Annotated in this window: 17 protein-coding genes; 11 read left to right on the plus strand and 6 right to left on the minus strand. The window is 66.2% G+C overall.

Annotated features, from left to right (window positions below; genetic code table 11):
- Nucleotides 1-252: 252 nt before the first annotated feature.
- Nucleotides 253-3078 (minus strand): phosphoenolpyruvate carboxylase, encoded by a 2826-nt coding sequence (ppc, locus tag HUX88_RS10330; protein ID WP_176361708.1) that lies wholly within the window; start codon nt 3076-3078, stop codon nt 253-255.
- Nucleotides 3079-3226: 148 nt separating this feature from the next.
- On the opposite strand from ppc, the gene hemC reads away from it, so the two are divergent.
- Genes hemC through HUX88_RS10350 form a run of 4 tightly spaced genes read left to right on the plus strand, consistent with a single transcriptional unit; the run spans nt 3227 to nt 7398 of the window.
- A complete protein-coding gene (hemC, locus tag HUX88_RS10335) occupies nt 3227-4246 on the plus strand; it encodes a hydroxymethylbilane synthase (RefSeq protein ID WP_373886600.1) in 1020 nt (339 codons plus the stop codon).
- Nucleotides 4247-4253: 7 nt separating this feature from the next.
- The gene (locus tag HUX88_RS10340; RefSeq protein ID WP_117009730.1) at nt 4254-5057 is read left to right on the plus strand and encodes a uroporphyrinogen-III synthase; all 804 of its coding nucleotides are present in this window, start codon (nt 4254-4256) and stop codon (nt 5055-5057) included.
- On the plus strand, nt 5054-6199 hold the full coding sequence (locus HUX88_RS10345; protein WP_117009731.1) for a uroporphyrinogen-III C-methyltransferase: 1146 nt from the start codon (nt 5054-5056) through the stop codon (nt 6197-6199). The genes HUX88_RS10340 and HUX88_RS10345 overlap by 4 nt, the downstream gene beginning before the upstream one ends.
- 2 nt (nt 6200-6201) lie before the next feature.
- Nucleotides 6202-7398 (plus strand): heme biosynthesis protein HemY, encoded by a 1197-nt coding sequence (locus tag HUX88_RS10350; protein ID WP_176361709.1) that lies wholly within the window; start codon nt 6202-6204, stop codon nt 7396-7398.
- A 149-nt stretch (nt 7399-7547) separates the two neighbouring features.
- Here the strand turns inward: HUX88_RS10350 and HUX88_RS10355 are convergent, their stop codons facing one another.
- Genes HUX88_RS10355 through HUX88_RS10365 form a run of 3 tightly spaced genes read right to left on the minus strand, consistent with a single transcriptional unit; the run spans nt 7548 to nt 9025 of the window.
- On the minus strand, nt 7548-7949 hold the full coding sequence (locus HUX88_RS10355; protein ID WP_176361710.1) for a hypothetical protein: 402 nt from the start codon (nt 7947-7949) through the stop codon (nt 7548-7550).
- Nucleotides 7950-8007: 58 nt separating this feature from the next.
- Nucleotides 8008-8280: a hypothetical protein gene (locus HUX88_RS10360; protein WP_176361711.1), complete on the minus strand. Its 273-nt coding sequence runs from the start codon at nt 8278-8280 to the stop codon at nt 8008-8010.
- Nucleotides 8267-9025, minus strand: coding sequence for a thioredoxin family protein (locus tag HUX88_RS10365; protein ID WP_176361712.1), 759 nt, complete (start codon nt 9023-9025; stop codon nt 8267-8269). The genes HUX88_RS10360 and HUX88_RS10365 overlap by 14 nt, the downstream gene beginning before the upstream one ends.
- 396 nt (nt 9026-9421) lie before the next feature.
- On the opposite strand from HUX88_RS10365, the gene HUX88_RS10370 reads away from it, so the two are divergent.
- Nucleotides 9422-10237 carry a hypothetical protein gene (locus HUX88_RS10370; protein ID WP_229219279.1) on the plus strand — a complete coding sequence of 272 codons (816 nt, stop codon included), beginning with the start codon at nt 9422-9424 and terminating at the stop codon, nt 10235-10237.
- A gap of 42 nt (nt 10238-10279) precedes the next feature.
- Nucleotides 10280-10822 carry an inorganic diphosphatase gene (gene ppa / locus HUX88_RS10375; RefSeq protein ID WP_117009736.1) on the plus strand — a complete coding sequence of 181 codons (543 nt, stop codon included), beginning with the start codon at nt 10280-10282 and terminating at the stop codon, nt 10820-10822.
- 42 nt (nt 10823-10864) lie between these two features.
- On the opposite strand, the gene HUX88_RS10380 is transcribed toward ppa, so the two are convergent.
- Nucleotides 10865-11455: a Crp/Fnr family transcriptional regulator gene (locus HUX88_RS10380; protein WP_176361713.1), complete on the minus strand. Its 591-nt coding sequence runs from the start codon at nt 11453-11455 to the stop codon at nt 10865-10867.
- Nucleotides 11456-11699: 244 nt separating this feature from the next.
- Between HUX88_RS10380 and HUX88_RS10385 the strand changes: the two genes are divergently transcribed.
- Nucleotides 11700-12332, plus strand: a complete 633-nt coding sequence (locus tag HUX88_RS10385) for an HdeD family acid-resistance protein (RefSeq protein WP_176361714.1) — start codon at nt 11700-11702, stop codon at nt 12330-12332.
- Between the two features lie 2 nt (nt 12333-12334).
- Here the strand turns inward: HUX88_RS10385 and HUX88_RS10390 are convergent, their stop codons facing one another.
- The gene (locus HUX88_RS10390) at nt 12335-13462 is read right to left on the minus strand and encodes a GNAT family N-acetyltransferase (protein ID WP_176361715.1); all 1128 of its coding nucleotides are present in this window, start codon (nt 13460-13462) and stop codon (nt 12335-12337) included.
- A gap of 127 nt (nt 13463-13589) precedes the next feature.
- Here HUX88_RS10390 and HUX88_RS10395 point away from each other — a divergent pair, with 127 nt between their 5' ends.
- From HUX88_RS10395 to HUX88_RS10410, 4 genes are all read left to right on the plus strand, one after another.
- Nucleotides 13590-15653, plus strand: coding sequence for an NAD(+) synthase (locus HUX88_RS10395; RefSeq protein WP_176361716.1), 2064 nt, complete (start codon nt 13590-13592; stop codon nt 15651-15653).
- 104 nt (nt 15654-15757) lie between these two features.
- The gene (locus HUX88_RS10400; RefSeq protein WP_020705920.1) at nt 15758-16096 is read left to right on the plus strand and encodes a P-II family nitrogen regulator; all 339 of its coding nucleotides are present in this window, start codon (nt 15758-15760) and stop codon (nt 16094-16096) included.
- A 137-nt stretch (nt 16097-16233) separates the two neighbouring features.
- On the plus strand, nt 16234-17643 hold the full coding sequence (locus HUX88_RS10405) for an aryl-sulfate sulfotransferase (RefSeq protein WP_176361717.1): 1410 nt from the start codon (nt 16234-16236) through the stop codon (nt 17641-17643).
- 126 nt (nt 17644-17769) lie between these two features.
- Nucleotides 17770-20208, plus strand: a complete 2439-nt coding sequence (locus HUX88_RS10410) for a TonB-dependent receptor (protein ID WP_176361718.1) — start codon at nt 17770-17772, stop codon at nt 20206-20208.
- Nucleotides 20209-20218 lie beyond the last annotated feature (10 nt).

Raw genomic sequence — 20218 nt, forward strand, 5'->3', positions numbered from 1 at the left:
CGGGAATCATTTATACCGATTCAACTTGTCGATCGGGTGTGATTAATTCTACTTAAAGCTTGCAAGTTGCCTGAGGACTTTCGTGCTGGGTGTCTGTAAATCCATACACTTTTGGGGAAAAATCCCCAATATCGCGGCGCTGAAAACCATCACTATTTGGCGGGATGGCGACCGGTGGTAGGTTTTTTTTCATTTCTTAACAAAAAACGCCCCGGACCTTGCGGCGCGGGGCGTTCCTCGGTGTGCGGCGGCTTAGCCGGTGTTGCGCAGGCCGGCCGCGACGCCGTTGATCGACAGGTGGATGCCGCGGTGCACCCGCTCGTCGGCCTTGCCCGGCTCGCTCGACAGCGCGCGGTGGCGCTTGATCAGCTCGACCTGCAGGTGGTTCAGCGGATCGAGGTAGGCGAAGCGGTTCTGGATCGAGCGCGCCAGCAAGGGGTTGCCGGCCAGGCGCTCGCTGGCGCCGGTGATGCTTTGCAGGATCTCCAGCGTGTTCGCGTGCTCCTCGGTGATGCGCTTGAAGATGCGCTCGCGCAGCTCCTTGTCCTGCACCAGCTCGGCGTAGCGCGAGGCGATCGCCAGGTCGGTCTTGGCCAGCACCATGTCCATGTTCGACAGCAGCGTGGCGAAGAACGGCCACTGGCGGAACATGGCCTGCAGCTGGGCCAGGCGCTCGTCGCGCGGGCCGTCGGCGATCCAGGCGCCGATGGCGCTGCCGAAGCCGTACCAGCCCGGCAGCAGCAGGCGGCACTGGCCCCACGAGAAGCCCCACGGAATCGCCCGCAGGTCCTCGATGCGCTTGGTCGACTTGCGCGAGGCCGGGCGCGAACCGAGGTTCAGCTCGGCGATCTCGGCGATCGGCGTGGCGGCGAAGAAGTAGTCGGTGAAGCCCGGGGTCTCGTAGACCAGGTTGCGGTAGGCCTTGTAGGCGCGGTCGGAGATCTCGGCCATGATGGCCTCGAACTGGCGCAGCTGGGCCAGGTGGGCGCCGTCGGCCGACTGCGGCATCAGGCTGGCCTCCAGCGTGGCGGCCACCAGCAGCTCCAGGTTGCGGCGGCCGATGTCCTTGTTGGAGAACTTGGAGGCGATGATCTCGCCCTGCTCGGTCAGGCGGATCTGGCCGTTGACGGTGCCGTGCGGCTGCGCCAGGATGGCCTCGTACGACGGACCGCCGCCGCGGCCGACCGTGCCGCCCCGGCCGTGGAACAGGCGCAGCTTGACGCCGGCCTTTTCAAACACGGTGACCAGGTGGGTCTCGGCCTTGTACAGCTCCCAGTTGGAGGTGAGGAAGCCGCCGTCCTTGTTGGAGTCAGAATAGCCCAGCATGACTTCCTGGATCTGGCCCTGGCGCGCGATCAGCGCCTTGACCAGCGGGATCGCCATCACCGCTTCCATGATGCCGGCCGCGCGCTGCAGGTCGGGAATGGTTTCGAACAGCGGGATCACCATCAGGTCCAGCTCCTGCTCGGCGATGCGCAGCAGGCCCATCTCCTTTTGCAGCAGCAGCACTTCCAGCAGGTCGGACACGGTCTCGGTGTGCGAGATGATGTAGTTGCGGATGGCGCGCTCGCCGTACAGCGCGCGGATCTGGCGCGCCGCGCGCAGCACGCCCAGCTCGGAGTCGGTCTCGGCCGAGTAGGCGATGTACGGCGAGTACAGCAGGCGCGGCTGCGCCAGCTCGCTCAGCAGCAGCGCCACCTTGGCGTCCTCGTCCAGCGACGGGTAGTCCTGCTGGCCGCCGGCCTTGGCGAACAGCTCGCCCAGCACGCGCTCGTGGATGTCGGACGACTGCCGCATGTCCAGCGAGGCCAGGTGGAAGCCGAAGATGTCCGCCGCGCGCTTCAGCGTCGACAGGCGCGGCTGCACCAGCACGGCGCCGTGGTTGGCGTTGAGCGAGTCGACCAGCACCTGCAGGTCGGCCGAGAATTCGGCCGCCGTGGCGTACGGCTCGGCGTGGCCCACTTCCTTGCGCAGGATGTTGGTGGCGCCCAGCGCGCGCGCGGTGCTGGCCAGGCGGGCGTAGATGCCGATCAGGGCGCGGCGGTAGGGTTCGTCGGCGCGGTGGTCCGAGGTGTCCGGCGACTGGTCGGCCAGCGCCTGCAGCTGCGGGCTGCAGGCGATCATCAGGGTCGACACCGACAGTTCGGCGCCCAGCAGGTGCGCCTCCTCCAGGTAGAAGTCCAGGATGGTGGTGGCCTGGCGCGTCAGCGCGTGCTCCATGGTGCCGCCGTTGACGTTGGGGTTGCCGTCGCGGTCGCCGCCGATCCAGCTGCCCATCTGCACGTAGGGCGCGGTGATGGCCTTGGCCTCGCCGCCGTCGCCGTAGTGCGCGGCGATGTCGGATTCGATGTCGTCGTACAGGCCCGGCAGCTCGCGCAGGAAGGTGATGCGGTAGTAGGACAGCGCGTTTTCGATCTCGTCGGCCACGGTCAGCTTGGAGTAGCGCAGCATGCGGGTCTGCCACAGCGTGGCGATGCGCGCGCGCAGCAGGTGCATATTGGCCGCCTGTTCCTTCGGCGTCAGCGGCAGGTCGCGCTCGGCCAGCAGGCGGGCGATGTCGTGTTCCGCGTCAAGAATGGATTTGCGCTGCACTTCGGTCGGGTGCGCCGTCAGCACCGGGGCGATCAGCGCGTCCTGGAAGAAGGTGCTGACGGTTTCCTGGCTGACGCCGGCTTCCTTGAGCTTGCACAGCGCGAAGTTGACGCTGCCTTGCTGCGGCTTCGAGCCGCCCAGCAGGTGGGCGCGGCGGCGGCGGATGTGGTGCTGGTCTTCCGCGATGTTGGCCAGGTGCGAGAAGTAGGAGAACGCGCGCACCACCGAGATGGTCTGCTCGCGCGTGAGGATCTTCAGCATGCCGTCCAGTTCCTTGGCCGCGCCGGCGTCGGCCTCGCGGCGGAAGCGCACCGCCGTCTGGCGGATGGTTTCGACCACGGCGTAGACTTCCTCGCCCTCCTGGTCGCGCAGCACGTCGCCCAGCAGGCGGCCTAGCAGCCGGATATCTTCTTTGAGCGGCGCGTCCTTGTCCGCGCCAGGTTGTTCAGCCGTTTGATCGTTCGTTGCACTAGATTGGTTTGCCATGAGATAAGCCGCAAAGATGTGAAAAGTCGGTGCAAAGGCTTGTGGCCCGGTTCTGCAAGAAGGTGAGCATGATAAAATTTGTGATCTTAAACACGCACGTGGTACTGGCCTGCGCCGGTCAGCGTCGGCTACAGCGAAAGAACTGGTTGTGAAAATATCGGAATTACTACAAAATCCTCCGTCCACCTTGGTGATCGCTTCGCGTGAAAGCCGGCTCGCCATGTGGCAGGCCGAGCATGTTCGGGCTCGCTTGACTTTATTATATCCGCAGTGCGATATTAAAATTGTAGGAATGTCGACAAAAGGCGACCAAATTCTTGATCGCACCCTGTCCAAGGTCGGCGGCAAGGGCCTGTTCGTCAAGGAACTGGAGGTCGCCATGGCCGAGGGCCGCGCCGACCTGGCCGTGCACTCGCTCAAGGACGTGCCGATGGAACTGCCGGAAGGCTTCGCCCTGGCCGCCGTGCTCGAGCGTGAGGACCCGCGCGACGCCTTCGTCTCCAACGACTATGCCTCGCTCGACGAGTTGCCGGCCGGCGCCGTGGTCGGCACCAGCAGCCTGCGCCGCCAGTCGCTGATCGCGGCGCGCTACCCGCAGTTGGTGATCAAGCCGCTGCGCGGCAACCTCGACACCCGCCTGGGCAAGCTCGACCGCGGCGACTACGCGGCCATCATCCTGGCCGCCGCCGGCCTCAAGCGCCTGGGCCTGCCCGAACGCATCCGCGCGCTGCTGGACCCGGCGGACAGCCTGCCGGCCGCCGGCCAGGGCGCGATGGCGATCGAGATTGCCGAGCGCGACGACGGCGTCGACCTGATGGCGCTGCTGGCGCCGCTGAACCACGAAGCCACCGCGCAGGCCGTCACGGCCGAGCGCAAGGTGTCCAAGGTGTTCGGCGGCAGCTGCCAGGTGCCGCTGGCGGCCTACGCCACGGTGGAGGACGGCCGGATGCACCTGCGCGCCATGGTCGCCACGCCGGACGGCGCGCGCATGGCCAGCGCCGAGGTGCGCGGCGCCGCCGCCGAGCCCGAGGCTCTGGGCGAACAGGTCGCCGCGCTGCTGCGCGCGCAGGACGCGGTCGACATCCTGGCCTCGTGCCTGAGCGAAGCGGCCCAGTCCGAGGCCGACGCCCGTTCGGCCACGCTGGCCGGCGGCCCGTCCGGCGCCTGACCCGGGGATGACCGGCGCCGTCGTCATCACCCGTCCCTTGGCGCAAGCCCGGCCGCTGGCGGCGCGCATCGCCGCGCTGGGCCGCCGGGTGGAGCTGCTGCCGCTGCTGGAAATCGAACCCCTGCCCGAGCCGGCCGCGCTGCTGGCCGCGCTGGCGCGGCTGTGCGCGCCGCAGCCGGGCTACAAACTGGTGGCCTTCGTCTCGCCCAACGCCATCGACGCCGCCTTCGCCCATATTCAACAGTGGCCGGCCGGCGTCAAGCTGGCGGTGCTGGGGGAGGGCAGCCGCGCCGCGCTGGCCGCGCACGGCGTCACGCCCGACACGGCCGACATCGTCAGCCCGGCCGACAGCGCCCACAGCGACTCCGAACACCTGCTGCAAACGCTGGACCTGGCGGCCCTCCGGGGCCAGCCGGTGCTGATCGTGCGCGGCGAAAGCGGCCGCGAGCTGATGGCCGACGGCCTGCGCGCGGCCGGCGCCGTGGTCGATGTGGTGCCGGCCTACCGCCGCTCGGTGCCGCGCCTGACGCCGGCGCTGGCGTCCACGCTGCGCGCTTTGCTGGCGCAGCAAAACGACTGGATCATCACCAGCTCCGAAGCCCTGCGCGGCCTGTGTGCGCTGCTGGCCCAGCTGGACGCGGAACACCCTGATGCAACGCAGCAGAACGCTGTTGCGGCGATGCAACAGCAGCATTTGATCATTCCGCATGCCCGAATTGCCGAAACGGCAAACAATTTGGGCTTTTCCCGACTGACGCTCACCGGATCAGGCGACGAACGCCTGCTGGCCGCGTTACAATCACGCCTATGAACGATTTGCCTACCTTACCCGATCCTGTCGTCTCCGCCGGCGCCGCCGCCGAGACTCCGCCCGCGGCCAAGCCGCAGCCCGAGCCGAGCCTGCTCGAAACCGTGCAACAGCCGCAAATGCTGCTGGTCGGTATCGTCGTGCTGGCCATTTTGCTGGCCGGCCAGACCTGGTCCTCGCACAACCAGGTGCGCAACCTGCGCGAGGAAATGGCGCGCCGCCTGCAGAAGGGCGACGCCAGCAACGCCGAGACCGGCACCCTGGCGCGCGCCGTGCAGGAGACCAGCAAGGAGCTGCAAGGCAAGGTCGCCCTGTTGGAAAGCAAGCAGCAGGAAGCGCAGAGCCAGCAACTGGCGCTGGAGCAGCTGTACCAGGACCTGTCCAAGAACCGCGACGAGTGGGCGCTGACCGAGATCGAGCAAGTGCTGTCGACCGCCAGCCAGCAGCTGCAACTGGCCGGCAACGTGCCGGGCGCGCTGATCGCGCTGCAGAACGCCGACCGCAGCCTGTCGCGCTCGGACAAGCCGCAGTTCATCACCATCCGCCGCGCCATCGCCAAGGACACCGAGAAACTGAAGGCCCTGCCGAGCGTCGATTCGGTGGGCATGGCGCTGCGCCTGGACAACGTGATCGCGCAGATCGACACGCTGCCGATGCTGTCGGACGAAAAGCCGACCTTGCCGGCGCCGCCGGAAAAGAAGGCCAAGGCCAAGCCGGCCGTGGGCAAGGGCGGCAAGCCTGAGCCGGTCGAGCAGACCAGCCCGTGGCTGCAAGCGGTGCAGGACGGCTGGAACAGCTGGAGCGGCGAGATGTGGACCGACGTGCGCCAGCTGATCCGCGTGCGCAGCGTGACCACGCCCGACGCGCTGATGCTGTCGCCGACGCAGGCCTACTTCCTGCGCGAGAACCTCAAGCTGCGCCTGCTGAACGCGCGCATGGCGCTGTTGTCGCGCAACGAGGCGGCCTTCCGCGCCGACCTGATCGCGGCGCAGGAGGCGCTGGTCAAGTACTTCGACGTGCGCGCCAAGTCGACGCAGACCGTGCAGACGCTGCTGCGCCAGGTCCAGGGCAGCAACCTGGCGATCGAGATGCCGACCCTGTCGGACAGCCTGAACGCTGTGCGCAACTACAAAGCGAAGCCATAGTCATGCGTTTATTTCTCTGGATAGTCGCTTTGATGGCCGCGGCCATCGGCATCGCCGTGACGGCGCGTTTCAACCCGGGCAACGTGGTGCTGTTCTACCCGCCGCACCGGATCGACCTGTCGCTGAACTTTTTCGTGGTGTTGGAGGTGGCGCTGTTCGCCTTCCTGTACTTCGTGATCCGCGCCTTCAGCGCCACCATCCGCATGCCGGGCAAGGTGGCGGCCTACCGCCAGCGCAAGCGCGAGCGCGACGGCAACAAGGGCTTGCGCGAAGCGCTCAAGGCCCTGTTCGAAGGCCGCTTCGGCCATGCCGAGAAGGCCGCGATGCGCGCCTCGGAGCTGCCGGAAAACGCCGGCGTGGCTTCGCTGATCGGCGCGCGCGCCGCGCACCGCATGCGCCAGGGTGCCCGCCGCGACCACTGGCTGGCCAAGCTGGCCGACGACAACGCGATGAAGACCGCGCGCCTGATGACGATGACCGAACTGCTGGTCGACGACCACCAGCCGGAGCAGGCGCTGGCGGCGGTGCGGGAGCTCAACGCCAGCGGCACCCGCCACATCCACGCGCTGCAATGGTCGCTGAAGGCCCAGCAGCAGGCCAAGAACTGGCCCGAGGTGCTGCGCCTGGTGCGTTCGCTGGACAAGCACCGCGCGCTGCATCCGGCGCTGTCGTCGCGCCTGCGCGAGCTGGCCTACGACGACATGCTGTCCGACAGCGCGCACGACGCCGAATCGCTGCAGCGGGTGTGGGCCACCGTGCCGACCGCCGACCGCATCAAGCCCTACGTGGCCTGCCGCGCCGCCACCGCGCTCAACGCGCGCGGGCTGCACGACGAGGCGCGCCTGGTGGCGGAGGAATCGCTGGCCGCCGACTGGGACGATCGCGTGGTGCGGGCTTACCGCGAAGCGGCCGCGCCGGCCGGCTCGGCCGCGTTGCTGATGCAGATCGAGCACTGCGAGAACTGGATCCACGCGCGTCCGACCGACGCCGAACTGGCCCTGACGCTGGGTTCGCTGTGCCTGAAGCAGAAACTGTGGGGCAAGGCGCAGCGCTACCTGGAGCAGGCGCTGTCCGACGCGGCCGATCCGCGCATGGTGCGCGAATCGCACCTGAAGCTGGCGCAGATGCACGAAGCGCTGGCCCAGCCGGAAGAAGCGGCCAGCCACTACCGCCAATGCGCGCTGGCCACCATCCTCTAAAAACAAACCCGTCCTTGCGACGGGTTTTTATTTTTCGGACGGATGATCTTCCGCTTGGTTTTCGGAGCCAGGTTTTCCGGTCTCAAGATACACCCAGATCGAAACGCCCAGTCCGACAATTATTGCGATGGTGGAGGCGATGAACATACTTATTTTTCCTTGACTCTCGGAAGATAGTAAAACGCGACCACGCCGAGCGCCATTGACGCCATGGAAAAGCCGGCGCTGATAAAAAACATCAAGCTCGGGTCGACCAAGCCAGGATCGCGCTCCGCGACGACGTTGAGCGCGCACAGCACTCCGTATAAGGTGATGAATAGCAGCGATATGCTATTAAGAACGTTCTTCATGCCAGCCCCTTTTATTGATGCGTGCTCCCATTCGTTAAAAACTGAAATGTGCAGCACCAACCCGAATGCAACGAAATCCGATGCGGTAAATGGGGTGACTCGGCCAGAAGAGGTAACAAGCCACGTCAGCATCCGCGCCACGATCGGGATCAACCCGACGATAACGGTGTAGGCAAGCCACTTGCTTTTAGCCGATTTCATGTGAGGACCCCGAAATCCTCAGTTTAGGCGGGCTTCAGGATTTCGCTATTGAGTCCGCTCACGGCGCCGCGTAGAACCTTTTCAGCAGCGCGTTGACGGCGGCGGCCATGCCCAGCATCGCCGCCGCGTGCAGGCCGGCCGCCGCCAGCACCAGCGCCTGCGAACCGGCCACGGCCACCTCGCGCACGGTGCCGTCGCTGCCGCACAGCGGAATCAGCACCGGCGCCAGCATCAGGCCGGCGCCGTGCAGGGCCGTCATCAACGCGGCCGAGGCGGCGTGGCCGGCCGCGATGGGCGCCACGGCCTGCAGCGCCTGGTCATGCCGCCGCATGACAGCACGCGGCCGCCACCGGCGCGGCCTCGTAACGGTCGTGGTGGCGCACCCATGCCATGGTGTAGGGTAGGGCGTCCTCTTGGCGGCCCAGCGGGGTCAGGTCGAGGAAGTTATAGGTGTGCATCATCACCTCCACGCCCCGGCCGTAGGTCGAGTAGCTGTGGTAGACCACGCCGTCGTCATCCTTGTAGAACACGCTGACGCCTGGCATGTCGGGATTTTTTATCGGCTGGCGCTGGTAGTTGTAATAGACTTCGCCGCCGGCCAGCTCCTCGGGACGGAAGCTGACGTGGAAGTCGTAGTTGAAATCGCCTTCCCCTGACGACACCCAATTGAAGCGCCACCCCATGCGATGGCGGAAGCGCTCGATGTCCCCCAGCGCCGCGCGCGAGATGGCGACGAAGGTCACGTCGCGCTGGGCCAGGTGGGCGAGGGCGCCGTCGGTATGGTCGGCCATGTAGGAACAGTGGCTGCAACCCCGTTCGGCGCCGGGCGTGAACATGAAGTGCTGCACCACCAGCGTGCGCCGGCCTTCGAACAGCTCGGCCAGCGTGCGCCGGCCTTGCGGCGTGTCGAACACATGGTTTTTCTCAACGCGCACCCAGGGCAAGGCCCGGCGTTCGCGGGCGACCTGGTCGCGCAGGTGGGTCAATTCCTTCTCGCGCGCCAGCAAGGCCTGGCGTTGCCGCAGCCATTGGGCGGGCGGTACGACGGCATGGTTCAAGGTTTCGGTACGGGTCATGGTTGGCTCCTGTGGATGCGCCTCGGATCGGCGCTGCAGGACAACTTTAGGCCAATGGCCGCGCAGCGGGGAGTAACAAGATTGTCGTGAAACCGGCCTGGTAATTCGCAGCGGTTTCTATTGGCCGTACGTCGGGCATGTGCAGGGCGGGGTCTATTTTTTCGGCTTTTACTAAAACCTGCTAACCACTACTACCCAATGCTAACCAACGATATTTCGTACGACTCCGCGCTATTTTCGGAACTAAAAACTACTAACCGCCTCTAACGAATACAGGCCAAAAAAATTAGTAGCGATTAGCATTCGGCCCGGCATTTTTAGTACGTGATAGCGCTGTGTAGTAAAGGTTAGTAGTGGTTAGCAGCGCTTAGTAAAACCCGATTTTAGAGAGCCCCCATGCCTACCTCGCCCAAGATCAAGCCCACGTACAACCTCCAATTCCCGATCCGCGTCCCTGACGATGTGCTGGTCGAGCTGGGCGAATTCACCGGCAATTTCTGGTCGGATTCCCTGGCGCAGGAGCCTTTCGTTATCGAAGCGATCCGCAACTACATCAATCCGCCGCCGCCCCCATCGCAGCAGCCTGCGGCGGTATCCGAGGCCGGATACCAATGGAAGCAGGTCTTCCTCCCCCGACGGCACGAGGCTGCGCGCCAGCTTCGGCCACCAGCCCTATTTCGCCACAGTGGTGGGGGCGGAAATCAAATACGAAGGGCACGCGGTATCGCCATCGTGTTTTGCGAACCTGCACGGCAGCGGCAACCGCAATGCATGGAAAGCCATATGGCTGCGTCTCCCCGGCAGCAACGAATGGTTGTTGGCAGACGTCTGCCGCTCGGCGCGAAAAGCCGCGATAGCCCGACTGCACGAGGGCGGCGCACTGGCAGACAGCCGCCCGGCCGAAGGCGAACGCGCTCCGGCGCCGCCGCAACCGTTAGCACGCCAGCCCACAGCGCGCCATCTCCCGGCCGGTCAAACATGGCCGCGATCAGCCGTAGGCCAAAGCAGCGCACCGGCGGCGCAAGATGGTGGCAATGGGCGAAAGTCCGGCTCAGGAAGAAGCGCCCGCCGCAAGAAGCATCGCGCGGCGAAACAAATTCCCGGAAATCCCTGAAGAACCTGGGAATGTTGCCATTGGGCATGCTCACGCCGTGGCGTCCGGGGAGTGTTTTGCGGTGCTGCGCCGCACAAGCGGGCTGTACTTCGCTATAATTACGCGGTTAAACATTTGCCAGCACTTACGAGGAAACCCCCATGAGCTTGAACAAAGTATCTTCCGGCCGCGATCTGCCGAACGACTTCAACGTCATCATCGAAATCCCGATGAACGCCGATCCGATCAAGTATGAAGTCGACAAGGAATCGGGCGCGATCTTCGTCGACCGCTTCATGGGCACCGCCATGCACTACCCATGCAACTACGGCTACGTGCCGAACACCCTGTCCGCCGACGGCGACCCGGTCGACGTGCTGGTCATCACCCCGTTCCCGCTGATCCCGGGCGTGGTCGTGCGCTGCCGTCCTGTCGGCGTGCTGAAGATGACCGACGAAGCCGGTGAAGACGCCAAAGTCCTGGCCGTGCCGGTCGACAAGGTACTGTCGATCTACAGCCACTGGCAGAAGCCGGAAGACCTGAACGAACTGCGCCTGCGCCAGATCCAGCACTTCTTCGAGCACTACAAAGACCTGGAAAAAGGCAAATGGGTCAAGATCGACGGCTGGTACGGTCCGGAAGAAGCGAAAGCCGAGATCCTGAGCGGCGTTGCAGCGTACAAGAAGGAAAACGGCATCGCGTAATTTGCGCCGCCGACAGAGAAGCCCCGCAAGGGGCTTTTTTTTTTATCCGCGCGGCGCGCCGCTGGCCGCCTCGGCCTCGCGCCGCAGGCGCGACATGTACTGCGGCGTGATGCCCAGGTAGGACGCGATGGCCCGCTGCGAAATGCGCGCCTCCAGTCCCGGATATTCCTCGCGGAAGGCCGCCAGCCGCTCGTGGGCCGAGGTCTCGCCGTTGGTGTAGGCGCGCTGCGCCAGCGTGCGCAGGCCGTGCATGGCGATGTTCAGATGGTAGTGCTGCATCACCTCGTGCTGGGCGCGCAGTTCGCAGGAGTGCTTCCAGTCCAGCGTGAAGCCGTGGATCGGCGTTTCCGCGACCAGGAACTGCACCGCCGGCTGGCCGCCTTCGCCGTTGATCAGGTCCGTCAGCGTGGTGGCCGACTCGCCCTCGCGGTAGAACCGCAGCGTCACCTCGATGCCGTCGCGGTTGAAGAAGCCGCTGCGCACCACGCCGCTGCTGATCCAGTGCACCTGGGTCGCCGGCACGCCGGCGCGCTGCAGGTACTCGCCCTTGCGCACGTGGAAAGGCTTGGCGATGGGCGCCAAAAGCGCGGTTACGTTGCTGTAGGATTCTTCGCTGACGTCGATCCGCTTCATGGTCGCGGTTTTGAAGCGCTCACGTTGTCTTATAAAATCTGCATTCATGCTTGGCTTGCCACGTTCCTGATAAAACCTACAACGGGCCCAGAGTATAGGCTCGATTGAAATTGCTGTGAAGCAAACTGGTTTCATCCCCCGCGAAGATATTAGGTAACGCTTCCATTCTACCCGCGTTTTACGGAACCCTTTGCCCGCCACGCCGGTCTGACATGGGTGAGCGACGGTTGACGGGGAGGTGAGCATGGATGCGAGGCCGATGGTATTGCGCAGCTGGTGGATGCTGGCGCTGCGGGGCGTGTTGTTGCTGCTGTTGGGCGGGCTGGCGCTGGCGATGCCGGGGCCGACCGTGCTGGGCCCGGTGGCGATCTTCGCCGTCTATGCGCTGCTGGCCGGCGTCATCTACCTGGCCGGCACCTGGCGCCACCGGCGCCACGCCACCGGCACCCACGCGGTCGACTGGTGGCTGCTGCTGTTGCTGGGGCTGGTGAGCGTGGGCGCCGGCGTGGTGGCCGTCATGCAGCCCTTGCTGGCGGCGCTTGTGCTGGTGATCGTCATCGGCGTCAACGCCATGATCAGCGGCGTGCTCGACATCATACTGGCCGTGCGCCTGCGCAACCACCTGCGCGGCGGCGCCTGGCTGCTGCTGGCCGGCGGGCTGGTGTCGCTGGTGGTCGGCACGGTGCTGGTGACGCTGCCGGGCATGGGCGTGCTGGCGCTGGCGTGGCTGGTCGGCGCGTATGCCATCGTGGCGGGCGTGCTGTACCTGATGCTGGCCTACCGCGCCTACGCCCCCGCGCCGGGCCGCGCGGCCAAGCCGGGCCACGACGAGCGGCGCATGGGCGAGCGCCGCACGGCGCCGGCCAGCCAGCATTGACGTCAGCCGGCCTTGAACGGCACGTGCTCGGCCAGCTCGTCGATGTAGTCGTCCATCGCCGCCGTTTCCTCGCGCAGGAAGTCGGCGATGGCGCCGGCGAAGCGCGGATCGGCCACCCAGTGGGCGGACCAGGTCGGCGTCGGCACCAGCCCGCGCGACATCTTGTGCACGCCCTGCGCGCCGCCCTCGAAGCGGGCGATGCCGTGGCGGATGCAGTACTCGATCGATTGCACGTAGCAGGTTTCGAAGTGCAGGCCGGAGACGAATTCCAGCGTGCCCCAGTAGCGCCCGTACATGATGCCGCCGCCCACCAGGTTCAGCGCGGCCGCCACCGGCGCGTCGCCGCGCCTGGCCAGCACCATCATCATGCTGTCCGGCGTCTCGCGCAGGATGCGCTCGAAGAAGGCTTTCGACAGGTAGGGCTTGGAGTAGTGCGCGTGGTAGGTCGACACGTAGCAGCGGTGGAAGAAGTCCAGCACCTCGGCGCCGATCCGCGCGCCGGCCAGGTGCTCGAAGACGATGCCGGCGTCCTGCACGCGGCGCCGGTCCTGGCGGATCTTCTTGCGCTTGTCCATCTTCATGCTGGACAGGAAGGCGTCGAAATCCGCATAGCCGGGATTATCCCAGTGGAACTGCACGCCCTCGCGCAGCATGTAGCCGGCCTCGGCCAGCGCCTGCTTGTCCTGCGCGTCGGGGAACAGGATGTGCAGCGACGACGTGCCCAGCTGGCGCGCCACCTGCAGCGCGGCGCGCGCCAGCAGCCGGCGGTCGTCCTGCGTGCGGGCCAGCAGGCGGCTGCCCGTCACCGGCGTGAACGGCACCGCCGACAGCAGCTTGGGGTAGTACTCGATGCCGTTGCGGTGGAAGGCGTCGGCCCAGGCGTGGTCGAACACATACTCGCCCCGGCTGTGATCCTTCAGGTACAGCGGCATGGCGCCGGCCAGCGCGCCGTCGCGGTGCAGCACCAGGTAGCGCGGCGTCCAGCCGGTGTCGGGCGACGCGCAGCCGGTCTCGTGCAGCGCGTGCAGGAAGCTGTGGGACAGCGTCGGATTGTCGCCGGCCAGCGCCTGCCATTGCGCGGGATCCACGCCCTCCAGTGTATCGATGATGGTCAAGACTGCTTCTGACACGCCTGCCTCCGGCCTTTGATGTTGGCGCAAGTCTAGCCTATCTGGCGCGGCTTTGTTGGCGGCGGCCCGGCTGTGCCCGTGCGATAATTCGATTTTGCATGTCCCTTGTGCTCGCGAAAGACTACACATGACCTCGAATTTCCTGAATCTGTACACGCACGATTTCGCCCGTGTCGCGATCGCCGCGCCGGTGTGCCGCATCGCCGATCCCGCCTACAACGCCGCCCAGACCATCGCCCTGGCCGCACAGGCCGCCGAACAGGGCGCCGCGCTGGTGGCCTTCCCCGAGCTGGGCCTGTCGGCCTACACCTGCGATGACCTGTTCCACCAGCGCGCCCTGCTGGACGGCTGCCTCGACGCGCTCGACAGCATCGTCGCCGCCTCGCAGCAATGGAAGCTGGCGCTGGTGGTCGGCGTGCCGCTGCGGGTCGAGCATCAGCTGTACAACTGCGCGGTGGTCATCGCCAACGGCCAGATCCAGGGCGTGGTGCCGAAGAGCTACCTGCCCAACTACGGCGAGTTCTACGACGCTCGCCAGTTCAGCAGCGGCGACTACGCGGTCGCCACCGAGATCGACCTGCTCGGCGAGCGCGTGCAGTTCGGCTCCGGCTTGCTGTTCGAGGTGGCCGACATGCCGCTGTTCAAATTCCACGTCGAGATCTGCGAGGACGTGTGGGTGCCGATTCCGCCGTCGTCGTTCGCCGCGCTGGCCGGCGCCACGGTGCTGGTCAACCTGTCGGCGTCGAACGCGCTGGTGGGCAAGGCCGGCTACCGCAACCAGCTGGTGTCGCAGCAATCGGCGCGCTGCATCTCGGCCTACCTGTACACCTCGGCCGGCGGCGGCGAATCGACCACCGACCTGGCCTGGGACGGGCAGGGCGTGATCTGCGAGAACGGCGAGCTGCTGGCCGAGTCCAAGCGCTTCAGCGACGAGGCCAGCTTGACCTTCGCCGACATCGACCTGGAGCGCCTGTCGCGCGAGCGCATGCGTATGAACACCTTCGCGCAATCGGTGCAGCGCCACGCGGCCGAGGTGAACAAGTTCCGCACCGTGTTCTTCGAACTGGAGATCGGCCGCGACGAGCCGCTGGCGCTCAAGCGCTGCGTCGAACGCTTCCCCTACGTGCCGGCCGACGCCCGCCGTCGCGACGAGCGCTGCAACGAGGTCTACAACATCCAGGTGCAGGCGCTGGCGCAGCGCCTGACCTCCAGCAACATCAAGAAGATCGTCATCGGCATTTCCGGCGGCCTCGACTCGACCCACGCGCTGCTGGTGTGCGCGCGCGTGATGGACAAGCTGAATCTGCCGCGCACCAACATCCTGGCCTACACCATGCCCGGTTTCGCCACCAGCGAGCGCACCCTCAAGCAGGCGCACGCGCTGATGAAGCTGGTCGGCTGCTCGGCGCAGGAGATCGACATCCGCCCGAGCTGCATCCAGATGCTGAAGGACTTGAACCATCCGTATTCGGAAGGGCAGGCGCAGTACGACATCACGTTCGAAAACGTGCAGGCCGGCGAGCGCACCAACCACCTGTTCCGCCTGGCCAACCACCACCACGCCATCGTCTGCGGCACGGGCGACCTGAGCGAGCTGGCGCTGGGCTGGTGCACCTACGGCGTGGGCGACCACATGTCGCACTACAACGTCAACGCCAGCGTGCCGAAGACGCTGATCTCGCACCTGGTGCGCTGGGTGGCCGAGTCGGGCGTGATCGGCCGCAACGACGCGCAGGTGCTGCTCGACATCCTCGCCACCGAGATCAGCCCCGAGCTGGTGCCGGGCACGGCCGACGGCCAGCCGGAGCAGCGCACCGAGAGCACCATCGGCCCGTACGAGCTGCAGGACTTCAACCTGTACTACGTGCTGCGCTTCGGCTTCCGTCCGTCCAAGGTCGCCTTCCTGGCGCTGACCGCGTGGCAGGACAAGGAAAAGGGCCGCTGGCCGGACGGCGACCACGTCACGCGCAACCAGTACGGGCTGGGCGCGATCAAGAAGAACCTGGGCATCTTCCTGGACCGCTTCTTCCGCACCAGCCAGTTCAAGCGCAGCTGCGTGCCGAACGCACCGAAAGTGGGCAGCGGCGGCTCGCTGTCGCCGCGCGGCGACTGGCGCGCGCCGAGCGACGCGCAAAGCGTTGTATGGCTGGAGGAATTGCGCTCCATTCCGGTGCAGGAAGCAGGGAATTGACAGGTATTCGCATACGTTGATGGACAGCGTGTGCGTGTCGATTACAATACAGAGGAATCGCCCCCGGCTACAGATTTTCGAGTTCAACAAAATAAGGAGAAGTCATGAAACAGATTACCGCTGTGATCAAGCCGTTCAAACTGGACGAGGTGCGCGAAGCGCTGGCCGAAGTCAACGTCACCGGCCTGACGGTGACCGAAGTGAAGGGCTTCGGCCGCCAGAAGGGCCACACCGAACTGTATCGTGGCGCTGAGTACGTGGTCGACTTCCTGCCGAAAGTGAAAGTCGAAGTCGTGGTCGACGACGGCGTGGCCGAGCAGGTGGTGGACGCCATCATCAAGGCCGCCCGCACCGGCAAGATCGGCGACGGCAAGATCTTCGTGCAGAACGTCGAGCAGGTCATCCGCATCCGCACCGGCGAGACCGGCGCCGAGGCCGTGTAAGGTCGTTTTTGCTTTGACAGCAAAGAATGCCGGTTAATCCGGCATTTTTTGTATATCGTTGCTTGGTTATATTAGTTCGAGTTCCCTGCGTGGATTTGTAATATAGACACACTGTCCACCCACCGGGAACCCGTGTCATGACCACTCGCACACTCGCAGCACTGTCGTTGTTCGCCGCCGCAGCCAACCTGGGCGCCGCGCCCAGCGTCTATCCCACCGGCGTCACCCGCTACGACACCGCCACCGCGTACAACAGCTACGTGATCTTCAGCGGCCAGGACAAGAACACCCATCTGATCGACATGAACGGCAACGAGGTGCACCGCTGGAACGCCGAGGGCTTCCCGCCTGTGTTGCTGGACCCCGCGCTGACCGGCGGCCGGCGCGGCCACGTGCTGGTGCAGCTGGCCAGCGCCGCCGGCACCTCGAACGAGGGCAACGGCCTGCGCAACCAGGCCATCGGCGAGTTGGACTGGAACAGCAAGGTGGTCTGGCAATGGGGCGCGGCCGGCGGCGCGCAGGACGCCTACGCCGCGCCGGTGGAAGGCAAGGCATCCCCGCAAGTGCCCGGCGGCAGCGCCAAGCAGCACCACGACTGGCGCCGTCTGCCGAACGGCAATACGCTGGTGCTGGCCAACGTGGTCCATCCGCTGGCCGGCTTCGCCGCGCCGCAGGTGCTCGACGACGTGATCTACGAGGTCACGCCGGGCGGCGACGTCGTCTGGAAGTGGCTGGCCTCCGATCACCTGAACGAATTCGGCTTCAAGCCCGAATCGCTGAAGCTGGTGAAGAACGGCTACTCGCCGCGCGGCAAGGCCGCGCCGTTCGACTACCTGCACGTCAACAACATGTCGGTGCTGGGGCCGAACCGCTGGTTCGACGCCGGCGACCGGCGCTTCAATCCCGACAACATCCTGATCGATTCGCGCGAGGCGAACTTCATCGTCATCATCGACAAGCAGAGCGGCAAGGTGGTGTGGTCGCTGGGGCCGGACTATCCCGCGCAGGCGCGCGGCCCGCGTGTGCTGCCGCGTCCGGTGGACCAGATCGTCGGCCAGCACGACGCGCACCTGATCGAGCCGGGCCTGCCGGGCGCGGGCAACCTGCTGGTGTTCGACAACCAGGGCGAGGCCGGCTATCCGCGCGTCGGCGTCGGCGTGCAGCCGCGCTCGCGGGTGCTGGAGATCGATCCGGTCACCAGGCAGATCGTGTGGGAATACACCGGCGGCGATTCGAACGGGCCGGACTGGGGCTTCTACAGTTCCTTCATCAGCAGCGCACGCCGCCTGCCGAACGGGAACACGCTGATCGACGAGGGCATGAACGGGCGCATCTTCCAGGTCACGGTCAAGGGGGACATCGCGTGGGAATACGTCAGCCCGTACTTCGCGCCGACGCCGGTGGCCGGCGCGGGCAAGCCGGTGTTGAGCAATTGGTTGTACCGCGCCCAACCGGTGCCGTACGACTGGGTGCCGGAAGGCACTCCACGTTCCGAAAAAGCGGTCACGCCGCCGGAGCCGGGCAAGTTCCGCGTAGCCACGAACTAAGCGCGAACAGGCCTTCGCGCCGCCGATCCCGGCGGCGCCATCACCTACCCACAACAACAGGACGCGCAGGCCGCAGGGCCGGCGCGCGGGGCGGCTCACGCCCGCATCTTTGAACGGAAGACTTCTATGCAACCGAATAAACTGACCGCCGCCGTCGCTGCGGCATATGGACTCCTGCTGGCCGCCGCGCCGGTGCAGGCGCGGGACGGCGCGACGCCGGAACGCTCGGCCACCGCCGGCGTTACTGCGGACGTCACCGCCGCCGCGACCGGCGCCGATGCAGCAAGCGCGGATGGCGCCGCCCCGTCTGCCGCCGCCACGCCTGGCGCCGATACGGCGAACGCGGAGAGCGCCGCCCCATCGGCCGTCGCCACAGCCGCCGATGCGTCGCTGGAAGTGGTGGCCCGCGTCACCGTCTCCACGCGCCGCCGCAACGAGACCTCGCAGAGCGTGCCCACCTCGATGAGCGTGCTCGATAGCGGCGCGCTGGAAGGCAACCGCGTCTACCGCGTGCAGGACTTGCAGCAGCTGCTGCCCAGCACCACCGTCAACTACGTCCACGCGCGCCAGATGAGCTTTGCCGTGCGCGGCCTCGGCAACAACCCGGCCAGCGACGGCTTGGAGGGCAGCGTCGGCGTCTACCTCGACAACGTGTACCTGGCCCGCCCCGGCATGGCCGCCTTCGACGCGCTGGACATCCAGCAACTGGAACTGCTGCGCGGCCCGCAGGGCACGCTGTTCGGCAAGAACACCACCGCCGGCGTGCTCAACATCACCACCAAACAGCCGACCTTCCGCAGCGAGAACAGCGCCCAGCTGTCGCTCGGCCAGCAGGACTACGTGCAGGCCAAGGCCGTGCTGTCGGGCGCGTTCTCGGACACGGCCGCCGGCCGCATCGCCGCCTACAAGACGCATGAAGGCGGCTACATCACCAACATCTACAACGGCAGCAAGGTGCAGGGCGGCGACCGCGAGGGCGTGCGCGCCCAGCTGCTGCTGGAGCCGGACAACAAGCTCAGCGCGCGCCTGATCGCCGACTACAACGTCGAGGACTCCAACAACGGCACGCTGATCTTCTACAGCGCCGGCCCGGGCGGCAAGTTCCTGACGCAGGCCGCCGCCGTCGGCGGCCACCCGGTCACAGACCCGGCGCGGCGCCAGGTCAACCTGGACAGCGGCTCGCACGTGGACGTGCACCAGGGCGGCCTCTCCGGCGAGGTCAACTGGAAGCTGGACAACGACTACAAATTCACCTCCATCAGCGCCTACCGCTTCTGGAACTTCACCCCGCACAACGACGACGGCCTCGACGTGCCGGTCACGCTGAACGTCGGCGCCTCGGCGCGCCACCGCCAGTTCACGCAGGAGCTGCGCCTGGCCATGCCGCTGGGACGGCCGGTGGAATCGGTGATCGGCGCGTACTACTATTACCAGAACCTCGACAACGTCAACTTCACCTACAACGGCCCGCTGGCCGACAAGTTCAACGCCACGCCGGCCGGGGCCTGGAGCAACGTCACCAGCATCGGCAACGGCCACCTGCGCGTCAACAGCTACGCCTTGTTCGGCCAGTCGATCTGGCACATCGATCCGCGGTGGGACCTGACCGGCGGCCTGCGCGCCACCTACGAAGACAAGCTCGCCCAGGTCACGCGCGACGCGCCCATCGGCCCGGCCGTCGGCGGCCCCGCGCTGGCCTCGCGCAACGCCCGCTACGGCGCCTACAACTCGGGCGACCTTCACCTCGACAACCTGAGCCCGTCGGCGCTGCTCACGCTGGCCTACAAGGTCGATGCCGAAGTGCTGGCGTTCGGCAGCATTTCGCACGGCGAGAAGTCGGGCGGCATCAACCTGTCTGTGCCGGGCGCGGCGGGCGTGTCTTCGCTCAAGGTCAACAACGAGAAGGCCAACAACCTGGAGCTGGGCATCAAGAGCAACCTGCTGGAGCGCCGCGCGCAGGTCAACGCCAGCCTGTTCTGGAACGAAGTCAAGGGCTACCAGAGCAACGCCTACGACCCGGTCAGCGCCACCTCCTACCTGACCAACGCCGGCAACGTGCGCAGCCGGGGCCTGGAGCTCGACACCAGCTTCGTCGTCGCGCGCGGCTTCACGCTGGGCGCGAACGGCTCGTTCAACGACGTCAAGTACAAGGAATATAAAAACGCGCCGTGCCCGTCCGAGCGCCCCGGCGCCTTCTGCGACCTGTCGGGCCGGGCCGCGCTGGTCAACGCGCCGCGCTGGATCGGCAACCTCAGCGCGCAGTACGCGGCCGCGCTGGAGGCCAATGTCGAAGGCTACGGCAACATCAACTACGCCTACCGCAGCGGCACTTACGGTACCCTTGACGCTTCCGAGTACTCGCGCATTCCGGCCTACAGCCTGACCAACCTGTCGGCCGGCGTGAAAGTGAAGAACGGCCCGACCCGCTGGGATATTTCGGTCTGGGCCAAGAACGTGTTCGACAAGACCTATTACACCAGCACCTGGAACACCAGCCCGGCTGCCTACAACGCCGTGATCGGAACGCCCCGCCAGGTTGGCGTGACCGCCCGCGCGGATTTCTGATTGGAGACCA

Origin of the sequence: Duganella sp. BJB1802, assembly GCF_013369445.1 — a bacterium.
GTDB lineage: Bacteria > Pseudomonadota > Gammaproteobacteria > Burkholderiales > Burkholderiaceae_D > Rugamonas > Rugamonas vulcania_A.